Annotated in this window: 9 protein-coding genes and 6 tRNA genes; 14 read left to right on the top strand and 1 reads right to left on the bottom strand. The window is 52.5% G+C overall.

What is annotated here, in order from left to right; all coding sequences use genetic code 11:
- Window positions 1-184: 184 nt before the first annotated feature.
- From nagB to WH277_RS12165, 11 genes are all read left to right on the top strand, one after another.
- Entirely contained in the window at window positions 185-985 is an 801-nt protein-coding gene (nagB, locus tag WH277_RS12215) for a glucosamine-6-phosphate deaminase (RefSeq protein WP_133845562.1), read from the top strand.
- A gap of 99 nt (window positions 986-1,084) precedes the next feature.
- The gene (gene nagA / locus WH277_RS12210; protein WP_212813895.1) at window positions 1,085-2,233 is read left to right on the top strand and encodes an N-acetylglucosamine-6-phosphate deacetylase; all 1,149 of its coding nucleotides are present in this window, start codon (window positions 1,085-1,087) and stop codon (window positions 2,231-2,233) included.
- Window positions 2,234-2,240: 7 nt separating this feature from the next.
- Window positions 2,241-3,461 (top strand): DNA-binding transcriptional regulator NagC, encoded by a 1,221-nt coding sequence (gene nagC / locus WH277_RS12205; protein WP_133845566.1) that lies wholly within the window; start codon window positions 2,241-2,243, stop codon window positions 3,459-3,461.
- A gap of 22 nt (window positions 3,462-3,483) precedes the next feature.
- Window positions 3,484-4,236 (top strand): HAD-IIA family hydrolase, encoded by a 753-nt coding sequence (locus tag WH277_RS12200; protein WP_133845775.1) that lies wholly within the window; start codon window positions 3,484-3,486, stop codon window positions 4,234-4,236.
- 262 nt (window positions 4,237-4,498) lie between these two features.
- Window positions 4,499-6,163 carry an asparagine synthase B gene (gene asnB, locus WH277_RS12195; RefSeq protein ID WP_133845568.1) on the top strand — a complete coding sequence of 555 codons (1,665 nt, stop codon included), beginning with the start codon at window positions 4,499-4,501 and terminating at the stop codon, window positions 6,161-6,163.
- Window positions 6,164-6,383: 220 nt separating this feature from the next.
- Window positions 6,384-6,460: transfer RNA gene (locus tag WH277_RS12190), tRNA-Met, on the top strand.
- A 10-nt stretch (window positions 6,461-6,470) separates the two neighbouring features.
- A tRNA-Leu gene (locus WH277_RS12185) sits at window positions 6,471-6,555 on the top strand.
- A 24-nt stretch (window positions 6,556-6,579) separates the two neighbouring features.
- Window positions 6,580-6,654: transfer RNA gene (locus tag WH277_RS12180), tRNA-Gln, on the top strand.
- Between the two features lie 41 nt (window positions 6,655-6,695).
- A tRNA-Met gene (locus WH277_RS12175) sits at window positions 6,696-6,772 on the top strand.
- Between the two features lie 7 nt (window positions 6,773-6,779).
- A tRNA-Gln gene (locus tag WH277_RS12170) sits at window positions 6,780-6,854 on the top strand.
- A 67-nt stretch (window positions 6,855-6,921) separates the two neighbouring features.
- Window positions 6,922-6,996, top strand: a tRNA-Gln gene (locus WH277_RS12165).
- A 102-nt stretch (window positions 6,997-7,098) separates the two neighbouring features.
- On the opposite strand, the gene ubiF is transcribed toward WH277_RS12165, so the two are convergent.
- On the bottom strand, window positions 7,099-8,277 hold the full coding sequence (gene ubiF, locus WH277_RS12160; protein WP_133845570.1) for a 3-demethoxyubiquinol 3-hydroxylase: 1,179 nt from the start codon (window positions 8,275-8,277) through the stop codon (window positions 7,099-7,101).
- A 185-nt stretch (window positions 8,278-8,462) separates the two neighbouring features.
- On the opposite strand from ubiF, the gene miaB reads away from it, so the two are divergent.
- From miaB to ybeY, 3 genes are all read left to right on the top strand, one after another.
- On the top strand, window positions 8,463-9,887 hold the full coding sequence (miaB, locus tag WH277_RS12155; RefSeq protein WP_167864130.1) for a tRNA (N6-isopentenyl adenosine(37)-C2)-methylthiotransferase MiaB: 1,425 nt from the start codon (window positions 8,463-8,465) through the stop codon (window positions 9,885-9,887).
- Window positions 9,888-10,083: 196 nt separating this feature from the next.
- Complete coding sequence (locus WH277_RS12150) at window positions 10,084-11,145, top strand: PhoH family protein (protein ID WP_133845574.1); 1,062 nt, start codon at window positions 10,084-10,086, stop codon at window positions 11,143-11,145.
- The gene (gene ybeY / locus WH277_RS12145) at window positions 11,142-11,609 is read left to right on the top strand and encodes an rRNA maturation RNase YbeY (protein WP_133845576.1); all 468 of its coding nucleotides are present in this window, start codon (window positions 11,142-11,144) and stop codon (window positions 11,607-11,609) included. Before WH277_RS12150 ends, ybeY begins: the two co-directional genes overlap by 4 nt.
- The last annotated feature ends 8 nt before the right edge of the window (window positions 11,610-11,617 follow it).

Below are 11,617 nucleotides of genomic sequence, written 5' to 3'. Positions count from 1 at the left end.
TCACCTAAAAACGCATTATTCTTAGCATATGGCTGGTCAACAGCACAAACTTATTTTATGATTCGAAAAATCAAAACGGACAAATCCCTCTGTTGCATGATGGTAATCGCGTTACGCTTACCAGAACAACGACAGAGCACCGTTTTAACTTAATACCTAACTCTGCTTATATACGAGGTGCAACATGAGACTGATTCCTCTGGCAACACCAGCCCAGGTCGGAAAATGGGCGGCACGCCATATTGTAAATCGCATCAATGCGTTCAATCCTACCGCCGATCGTCCGTTTGTCCTGGGCTTACCCACTGGAGGCACACCGCTGGAAGCCTATAAACATCTTATTGATATGCACAAAGCGGGCCAGGTCAGCTTCAAGCATGTTGTGACCTTCAATATGGATGAATATGTCGGCCTGCCGAAAGAGCACCCGGAAAGTTACCACAGTTTTATGTTCCGTAACTTTTTTGATCATGTTGATATTTCAAGTGAAAACATCAACCTTCTCAATGGTAATGCACCGGATATTGACGCAGAATGTCGCCAATATGAGGAAAAAATCCGTTCTTACGGCAAAATTCACCTGTTCATGGGTGGCGTAGGAAATGACGGACACATTGCCTTTAACGAACCCGCTTCCTCTCTGGCGTCTCGTACCCGTATTAAAACGCTGACTCACGATACCCGCATCGCCAACTCACGCTTCTTTGGTGGCGACGTCGACCAGGTGCCAAAATATGCCCTGACGGTGGGTGTGGGTACATTACTGGATGCAGAAGAGGTGATGATTCTGGTCACGGGCCATCTGAAAGCTCAGGCGCTGCAAGCCGCAGTAGAAGGCAACGTGAATCATATGTGGACCATCAGCTGTTTGCAGCTGCACGCGAAAGCGGTCGTGGTGTGTGATGAACCGTCCACGATGGAGCTGAAGATGAAAACCGTGAAGTATTTCCGCGAGATGGAAGCTGGAAATATTAAAGATCTGTGATCATCCCTGGTCGCTGTCGTCATTTCAGACCGGTGCCTGCCGGAGGGTTAGCGCCCAGCCGGCAGGACAAGAAATATCAGGAAAGTCAGGAGAACAACTATGTACGCATTAACCCAGGGCCGTATCTACACAGGCCATAAAATCCTCGATCGGCATGCGGTAGTGGTTGCCAATGGCCTGATCGATCGTATCTGCCCGCTGGAGGATCTGCCCGCTGGCATTGAAACTCGTCAGGTTGGCGGTGCGATTATTGCCCCTGGCTTTATTGACCTGCAGCTGAATGGCTGCGGCGGCGTGCAGTTTAACGATGATATTTCAGCGATCAGCGTAGAAACCCTGCAAATCATGCAGAAAGCCAATGAGAAGTCAGGCTGTACCAGCTTTCTGCCTACGCTTATCACCAGCACCGATGAGCTGATGAAACGTGCCGTTGAAGTGATGCGTGCCTGGCTGGCGCAGAACAGCAACCAGGCGCTCGGCCTGCATCTGGAAGGCCCCTGGCTCAATCCGTTGAAAAAAGGCACCCACAATCCAGACCTCATCCGTGCTCCGGATAGCGCGCTGGTCGATTTCCTGTGTGCCAACGCCGATGTCATCAGTAAGATTACCCTCGCGCCAGAAAAAGTAGACGCCGCGGTTATTCGTCAACTGCGTGATGCCGGGATTATCATCTCTGCGGGCCATTCCCACGGTACTTATGACGAAGCGCTTGCCGGGATTGATGCCGGGGTCTCCTTTGCCACGCATTTATATAACGCTATGCCGACCACCAGCGGTCGTGAACCTGGATTAATCGGTGCGTTGTTTGATTCACCGGATGTCTGGTGCGGTATCATCGCCGACGGTTTACATGTCCATTACGCTAACATTCGTAATGCTAAACGAATCAAAGGCGACAAACTGATCCTCGTTACCGATGCCACGGCACCGGCGGGTGCTTCTATTGATCGGTTCATTTTTGCTGGTAAAACAATATACTATCGCAACGGGCTGTGTGTTGATGAGAACGGCACTCTGAGCGGATCTGCGCTAACTATGATTGAGGCTGTAGCAAACAGCGTCGAACACGTGGGCATTTCCCTTGACGAGGCGCTGCGTATGGCAACACTTTATCCGGCCCGCGCAATGGGGGTAGACACGCATTTAGGGTCAATTGAAGCCGGGAAAGTGGCTAATCTGACGGTGTTCACCCGCGATTACAAAATCACCCGGACTATCGTTAATGGTAACGAGGTCTTAAGCGAGTAGATATTTAATGACCACTGGCGGCCAGGCTCAAATTGGAAATGTTGATCTTGTTAAACAACTTAATGGTGCAGCCGTCTACCGGCTCATCGATCAGCAGGGCCCTATCTCACGAATCCAGATCGCCGAGCACAGTCAGCTCGCCCCCGCCAGTGTCACCAAGATCACGCGTCAGCTCATTGAGCGTGGTCTGATTAAAGAAGTTGACCAACAGGCTTCTACCGGGGGGCGCCGGGCGATTTCTATCATTACGGAAACCCGCGGATTTAATACCATTGGCGTGCGCCTTGGTCGCAACGATGCCACCGTCACCCTGTTTGATTTAAGCGGAAAATCGCTGGCGGAAGAGCACTACCCACTGCCAGAACGCACGCAGGAAACCCTCGAAAACGCGCTGTTTAAGGCCATTGCTGACTTTAGCGAACTGCATCAGCGCAAACTGCGCGAACTGATTGCGATCTCCGTCATTCTGCCAGGTCTGGTCGACCCGAAAAACGGTATTATTCGTTATATGCCACACATCAGCGTCAGCCACTGGCCGCTGGTCGCCAACCTGGAAAAACGATTCAATGTCACCAGTTTTGTCGGCCATGACATCCGTAGTCTGGCCCTGGCAGAGCACTATTTTGGCGCATCGCGCGATTGTGCTGACTCCATTTTGGTGCGTGTTCATCGGGGAACAGGTGCCGGGATTATTGCTAACGGTCAGATTTTCCTCGGCAGCAACGGCAACGTGGGTGAGCTGGGGCACATCCAGGTGGACCCGTTAGGCGAGCGTTGCCACTGCGGCAACTTTGGCTGTCTTGAAACTATCGCTGCCAACAGCGCCATTGAACATCGCGTGCGCCATCTACTCACGCAGGGTTATCCAAGTAGTCTCACCCTTGATGATTGTCAGATTCAACTTATCTGCCGTGCCGCCAATCGCGGAGATGCGCTATCAAGTGAAGTGATTGAACATGTTGGCCGTCACCTCGGCAAAGCAATCGCCATTGCCATTAATCTGTTCAATCCACAAAAAATTGTCATTGCCGGTGAAATTACGGAAGCAGATAAAGTGCTGCTGCCGGCAATTGAAGGCTGCATTAATACTCAGGCACTCAAAGCCTTCCGTAAAAATTTACCCGTTGTACGCTCGGAGATCGACCACCGATCGGCCATTGGTGCTTTTGCACTGGTGAAACGCGCCATGCTCAACGGAATTCTGCTTCAGCGCCTGCTGGAAGGTTAATTGAATGATGGACTCTGAACGCATGACGATAAAGAACGTAATCTGTGATATCGACGGCGTGCTGATGCACGACAATACTGCCGTCCCCGGCGCGCGTGAGTTTTTACAGCGCATCGTCGGCAATAATATGCCGCTGGTGGTGTTAACAAACTACCCTTCCCAAACCGCGATGGACCTGTCTAATCGCTTTGCCTCTGCCGGCATTGAACTGCCGGACAGCGTGTTCTATACCTCTGCAATGGCCACTGCGGACTTCCTGAAGCGTCAGGAAGGAAAAAAAGCCTATGTGGTTGGAGAAGGCGCGTTGATCCATGAGCTGTACAAAGCCGGATTTACGATTACCGATATCAATCCTGATTTCGTTATCGTCGGAGAAACCCGTTCCTTTAACTGGGACATGATGCATAAAGCCGCTTTCTTCGTGGCCAATGGTGCACGATTCATCGCAACTAACCCGGACAGCCGTGGACATGGCTTCTCACCAGCCTGTGGCGCGCTTTGCGCAGGTATCGAAAAAATATCCGGCCGTCAGCCTTTTTACGTCGGTAAACCCAGTCCGTGGATTATGCGTGCAGCACTGAATAAGATTCAGGCGCACTCCGAAGAAACGGTGATCGTAGGTGATAACCTGCGCACCGATATTCTTGCTGGCTTCCAGGCCGGGTTGGAAACCATTCTGGTTCTGTCGGGAGTTTCCAGCCTGAGTGACGTTGACGCGATGCCGTTCCGTCCTACCTGGATCTACCCTTCCGTTGCCGATATCGACATTATCTAGTTTTCTGCCCGGTCCGCCGGGCACCGCCCCCACGCTGTGCACTTCTTGTTCACTTTTCACCATTCATTATCGATTCGTCAATAAAACTCCATTTAATTTGCATATCCACTAAGAATTCACCTTGGTCAACAGGCTATTTTTCACCTAATGACTAAATTACTTGCATCACCTCACTGGTTAGCGCATTTTCTTATACATCACGCGATATCTGTCGCTTTAAACCAATATCATCACCGCAAGGTAAGTCGTTAGGGAGCTGTTTATGTGTTCTATTTTTGGTGTACTCGATCTGAAAAGCGATCCTGTTGAACTGCGCAAGAAAGCCCTGGAGCTTTCACGTCTGATGCGTCACCGTGGCCCGGACTGGTCCGGCGTGTATGCCGATGACAAAGCGATCCTCGTCCATGAGCGTCTGTCGATCGTTGACGTTAACAACGGCGCACAGCCGCTGTACAACGCAGCGCATACCCACGTACTTGCGGTGAACGGTGAAATTTACAACCATCAGGCGCTGCGCGCTGAACTGAGCGATCGCTATGAGTTCCAGACCGAGTCTGACTGTGAAGTGATTCTCGCGCTGTATCAGGAAAAAGGCATCGATTTCCTCGATGACCTGCAAGGCATGTTTGCCTTCATTCTGTATGACAGTGTGAAAAACACCTGGTTAATCGGCCGTGACCATATCGGGATTATCCCGCTGTATATGGGCAACGACGAGCACGGTAACCTGTATGTCGCTTCCGAAATGAAAGCGCTGGTGCCTGTATGCCGCAGCATTAAAGAATTCCCACCGGGAAGCTATCTGTCCAGCACCGATGGCGAGATCCGCCGCTACTGGCAGCGTGACTGGTTTGACTATGCCGCAGTAGAAGAAAACGTCACTGATGCAGCGGCGTTGAAAAACGCACTGGAAGAGTCCGTTAAAAGCCACCTGATGTCAGATGTGCCTTACGGTGTCCTGCTGTCCGGTGGTCTGGATTCTTCGATTATCTCTGCCGTGACCAAACGTTTTGCGGCGAAGCGCGTAGAAGATCAGGATAAAAGCGAAGCCTGGTGGCCACAGCTGCACTCCTTTGCCGTTGGCCTGGAAGGATCGCCGGACCTGACCGCGGCGAAAGCCGTGGCAGAACATCTGGGTACCGTGCACCACGAAATTCATTTCACCGTGCAGGAAGGTCTCGATGCGATTCGCGATGTGATTTACCACATCGAAACCTATGATGTGACCACCATCCGCGCGTCTACGCCGATGTACCTGATGTCACGTAAAATCAAGGCAATGGGCATTAAGATGGTACTGTCCGGTGAAGGTGCTGACGAAGTGTTCGGCGGCTACCTTTACTTCCATAAAGCACCGAACGCCCGTGAATTCCACGAAGAGAACGTGCGTAAATTGCATGCACTGCATATGTTTGACTGTGCTCGCGCTAACAAGGCGATGTCAGCCTGGGGCGTGGAAGCGCGTGTACCGTTCCTGGATAAAAAATTCCTGGATGTAGCAATGCGCATCAACCCACAGGATAAAATGTGTGGCAGCAACGGTAAAATGGAAAAACACATCCTGCGTGAGTGTTTTGAATCTTACCTGCCAGCCAGCGTCGCATGGCGCCAGAAAGAGCAGTTCTCTGATGGTGTGGGCTACAGCTGGATTGATACGCTGAAAGAAGTGGCTGCAGAGCAGATTAGCGACCAGCAGTTGCAAACCGCCCACTTCCGTTTCGCGTACAACACGCCAACGTCTAAAGAAGCGTATTTGTACCGTGAAATCTTTGAAGAGCTGTTCCCGCTGCCAAGCGCAGCAGAATGCGTCCCTGGCGGCCCGTCAGTGGCCTGTTCGTCCGCTAAGGCCATAGAATGGGATGAAGCGTTCAAAAACATGGACGATCCATCAGGTCGCGCCGTAGGTGTGCACCAGTCCGCTTACTAATACGTTCGGATAAATCACCGCTAACGGGCCCTTGTGGCCCGTTTTTATTTAGCCGTTGCGTCTGTTAGCATCAGAATTCGTTGATTTTATCGTCATCCTGCTCACAAGGCAGTCAAACAACACGATTGTGACAAAAAACGGGAAAAAACTTGTTGACGCTTTTAGGCCAACTCCGCATAATGCGCCCCGCAACGCCGCAGAAGGTTACGCGAAAAAAGAAGGCTACTTAGCTCAGCTGGTTAGAGCACAGCACTCATAATGCTGGGGTCACAGGTTCGATTCCCGTAGTAGCCACCATCTTTTTTGCGCGGGAGTGGCGAAATTGGTAGACGCACCAGATTTAGGTTCTGGCGCCGCAAGGTGTGCGAGTTCAAGTCTCGCCTCCCGCACCATTTCCATAAGCGGTTTTGCACGGATGGGGTATCGCCAAGCGGTAAGGCACCGGTTTTTGATACCGGCATTCCCTGGTTCGAATCCAGGTACCCCAGCCATTTTTTTAGAAGTATGTTAGTATTGTAAAGCAGTAAAATTAGGCTACTTAGCTCAGCTGGTTAGAGCACAGCACTCATAATGCTGGGGTCACAGGTTCGATTCCCGTAGTAGCCACCAATTTTATTGGGGTGTCGCCAAGTGGTAAGGCTCTGGTTTCTGATACCAGCATTCCGGGGTTCGAATCCCTGCACCCCAGCCATATAAAGACGGCTGGTAGTACGAGTCGCAAAGAAGAAGACGCCTGGTTCGCCAGTCGCATAAAAAATTGGGGTGTCGCCAAGCGGTAAGGCACTGGTTTCTGATACCAGCATTCCGGGGTTCGAATCCCTGCACCCCAGCCATAAAGTATAAAAGCCTGCGCAAGCGGGCTTTTTTACGTCTGTAGTAAATCCAAACTAACGATCATGCAGGGGTTGGCCTTCTGTTTCGGTCAACCCGCAATCTCACAATCCCAGTGCGTACTTCAGCGCCTGCCGTTTTAACACGCCAGAATGCTGCGCCACTATCAGCCCCAGATTACGCACCACTTTAAGCGGCGCAGACTGATTACTGAAGGCGAAATAGAACAGGTCCATACCACTTTGCATCAGCAGATTATCTTTCTGTCGTTTACGCTGATAACGCTGTAATACCGCCGTCGACGCCCAATCCTCTGCCCGCAGACGCGACTCGCTTAATACACTGATTAATGCATCAACATCACGATAGCCCAGATTTACGCCCTGTCCGGCCAGCGGATTAATAGTGTGCGCAGCATCACCCACCAGCGCCAGGCCAGGGAGGACATAACGCGTGGCGTGACGACGAACCAACGGGAATGATCCAGCCGCAAACGGCGTAACCTGGCCGAGACGTGCCGGGAAATGCGCCTGAATCTCTTTTTGCAGCTGTGGCATCGTCATTGCTTGCAGTTGGCGAATACGCGCCGGGCTGTCGTACCACACCAGTGAAGCCCAGCGGTCAAACAGCGGCAGGAAAGCACGTGGCCCCTCCGGGGTAAACTGCTGCCAGGTGGTATCCCCGGCATCCTGCTCACAGCGAACGCTGATTAGCATACAGGACTGAGCATAGTTCCAGCCGTGAATACCAATCCCCGCTAACTGACGTACCTGCGAATTAGCACCATCGGCCCCCACGACCAGCCTGGCGGTGACTGTCTCACCGCTCTCCAACGCCAATTGCCAGCCACCGTTAACTTGCTGTAAATCGCGCAGGCGGGCCGGGCATAACAGCGCCACCTCCTGTTGTTGCAAACGCTGCCACAGCGCACGCTGCAATACGCTGTTTTCAACCATATAACCGAGCTCAGGTAAGCCGAGCGATTCAGCATCGAATCCGACATGCGCGGTCTGCCACTCCCAGGTCTCCAGCTTACGATAAGGGACGCAGCGCATACCGAGTACCGCAGGCCAGACATCCAGCTGCTTCAGCAGTGCGACAGAGGCCGCACCAATGGCCGAAATTCGCACGTCAGGGGGGCTGGCAACATCAAACGCGGCCGGTGCCGCCTGCTCCAGTACCGCGACCTGAAAACCCTGCTGCGCCAGCCCACTTGCCAGCGCGGCGCCCACCATGCCGCCACCGACGATGGCCACATCCACTTTATGTTTTTTTTCCGTCATTTTTTTTCCTTCTCCGGCCGTATCACGCGTGCTGTGCAGCTACACCTCACCGGCAGAATTCTGTTATCCTGATCGTTCGTAAGTGTACCGGATTTTTCTGTGACATTCAGAACACCGGCCTCACTGGCAGCGAAGCACTACAATACGCGCCCCGCTCTCCTTTCTGCATGACAAATGGCAAGTCGATGACAAAAAAACTGCATATTAAAACCTGGGGCTGTCAGATGAATGAGTATGACTCATCCAAAATGGCAGACCTGTTAAACAGCACTCATGGTTATACCCTGACCGATGCGGCAGAAGATGCCGATGTCCTGCTGCTCAACACCTGTTCGATTCGTGAAAAGGCCCAGGAAAAAGTTTTTGCTTTGCTTGGCCGTTGGAGAAAACTGAAGGAGTCTAATCCCGATGTGATTATCGGCGTCGGCGGCTGTGTGGCATCACAGGAAGGCGATCAACTGCGCCAACGTGCCAGCTGCGTGGATATTGTTTTTGGCCCGCAGACCCTGCACCGTTTGCCGGAGATGATTAATACGGTGCGTGGCACAAAAAGCCCAATCGTTGACGTCAGCTTCCCGGAAATCGAGAAATTTGACCGCATGCCCGAGCCGCGTGCTGATGGGCCGACCGCATTTGTCTCGATCATGGAAGGCTGCAATAAATACTGCACCTTCTGTGTGGTGCCTTATACGCGCGGTGAGGAAGTCAGCCGCCCTTCGGATGATATTCTGTTCGAGATCGCTCAACTGGCCGCACAGGGCGTGCGTGAGGTGAATCTGCTGGGTCAGAACGTCAATGCGTATCGCGGTGAGACCTTCGACAGCGGTATCTGCTCATTCGCTGAGCTACTGCGCCTGGTTGCCGCCATTGATGGTATTGACCGCATTCGCTTTACCACCAGCCACCCTATCGAATTTACCGACGATATCATTGATGTCTACCGCGACACACCAGAGCTGGTGAGCTTCCTGCACCTGCCGGTACAAAGCGGAGCCGACCGCATCCTGACGCTGATGAAGCGTGCCCACACGGCGCTGGAATACAAAGCGATTATTCGCAAGCTGGTTGCTGCACGCCCGGATATTCAAATCAGCTCTGACTTTATCATCGGTTTTCCTGGCGAAACGCAGGCAGACTTCGAGCAGACCATGAAGCTGGTCGGTGAAATCAATTTTGATACCAGCTACAGCTTTATCTATTCAGCCCGTCCGGGAACCCCCGCTGCCGACCTGCCGGATGATGTCTCCGACGACGAGAAAAAACAGCGTCTTTATATTCTGCAGGATCGCCTTAATCAGCAGGTGATGGCCTGGAGTCGCCGTAAGCTTGGCACTGTGCAACGCATTCTGGTCGAAGGCACTTCACGTAAAAATGTGATGGAGCTGTCCGGCCGTACTGCATGTAATCGCGTGGTGAATTTTGAAGGCACGCCAGAACACATTGGCAAATTCGTTGATGTCGATATCGTCGATGTCTATGCCAACTCACTGCGCGGCATTTTTGTCCGCGGTGAAGCTCAAATGGACCTGCGCAGCATCGAGACCCCAGCCTCCGTTATTGCACGCACGCGCAAAGAGAACGAACTGGGCGTCGGCACCTTCCAGCCTTAATCCCTCAATAATGCGGCGAGCCTTCCGGGTTCGCCGTATGATTTCATTGCGTTACACTTGCTTTCTGAAAGACGCGCCCAAATATCCACTCGGACGCTTGCAGCTTTATGTGCTGCCATAAATAATTCATTTATGGCGCTGAAGCCAGACAGTCATCCATTTCTCAACCTGGCCCTGTGTGACCCAAAGGATTAGTTTGAATATTGAAACACGTGAAGTAACGCTGGAACCTATTGATAACGCGCGGCTGCTGAGCCTGTGCGGCCCATTTGATGACAATATCAAACAGTTGGAACGCCGACTGGGTATTGAGATCAACCGCCGTGAAAACGCCTTTAAGCTGGTGGGACGTGCGCTGAGCGTTCATGCTGGCGTAGACATTCTGCGTCATCTTTATGTGGATACCGCCCCTGTACGAGGCCATATCCCGGATATCGACCCGGAACAGATTCATCTGGCTATCAAAGAGAGCGGCGTGCTTGAACAGACCGCGGACAGTGTGCCCGAGTTCGGCAAAGCGATTCATATTAAAACCAAACGCGGCGTGATCAAACCGCGTACGCCAAACCAGGCGCAGTATGTCGCCAACATTCTCGACCATGATGTTACGTTTGGTATTGGCCCTGCGGGAACCGGTAAAACGTATCTGGCGGTCGCAGCCGCGGTGGATGCCCTGGAGCGCCAGGAGATCCGTCGTATTATGCTGACCCGTCCTGCCGTTGAAGCCGGTGAAAAACTCGGCTTCCTGCCGGGGGACCTCAGCCAGAAGGTGGACCCCTACCTGCGCCCTCTGTACGACGCTCTGTTCGAGATGCTGGGCTTTGAACGCGTGGAGAAGCTGATCGAGCGTAACGTGATTGAAGTGGCACCGCTGGCCTATATGCGCGGTCGTACACTGAACGATGCGTTTATCATTCTCGATGAAAGCCAGAACACCACCATCGAACAGATGAAGATGTTTCTGACGCGTATTGGATTTAACTCGAAAGCGGTGATCACCGGTGATGTGACGCAAATTGACCTGCCACGTAACCTGAAATCCGGCCTGCGCCATGCTATTGAGGTGCTGTCCGATGTGGATGAACTGAGTTTTAACTTCTTTCACAGTGAAGACGTGGTGCGCCATCCTGTCGTTGCGCGCATTGTCGTTGCCTATGAAGCCTGGGAAGCTGCCGACCAAAAACGGCGTGATGCCCAGGCAGAAGAACGTAAACGTGAAGCACTGGCTGCCCAGCAGGCTTCACAGGAGAACAAATGAGTAATGTTATTCTGGACCTGCAACTCGCCTGTGAAAGCGAGCAGGGTCTGCCAGCTGAAGCCGATTTTCAACGCTGGCTGGAGGCGGTACTGCCGCAGTTCCAGCCAGAAAGCGAAGTCACTATCCGTCTGGTTGATGAAGCGGAAAGCCGTGAGTTAAACCACACCTATCGCGCAAAAGACAAACCGACTAATGTGCTGTCCTTCCCATTTGAAGCCCCTCCGGGCATCGAACTGCCCCTGCTGGGCGATTTGATTATCTGTCGCCAGGTGGTGGAAGCGGAAGCTACCGAACAGGAAAAAACGCTTGAGGCCCACTGGGCGCACATGGTGATCCACGGTAGCCTGCATCTGTTGGGTTATGATCACATTGAAGATGACGAAGCCGAAGAGATGGAATCGCTGGAGACCGAGATAATGCTTGCTCTTGGCTATCCCGATCCGTACATTTCGGAGAAAGAATAAGTACCTGG

This window comes from Erwinia sp. MYb416, from assembly GCF_037479575.1.
GTDB lineage: Bacteria > Pseudomonadota > Gammaproteobacteria > Enterobacterales > Enterobacteriaceae > Erwinia > Erwinia rhapontici.
The sequence above is the reverse complement of the archived record's forward strand: the minus strand, read 5'-3'. Positions and strand labels throughout refer to the sequence as shown.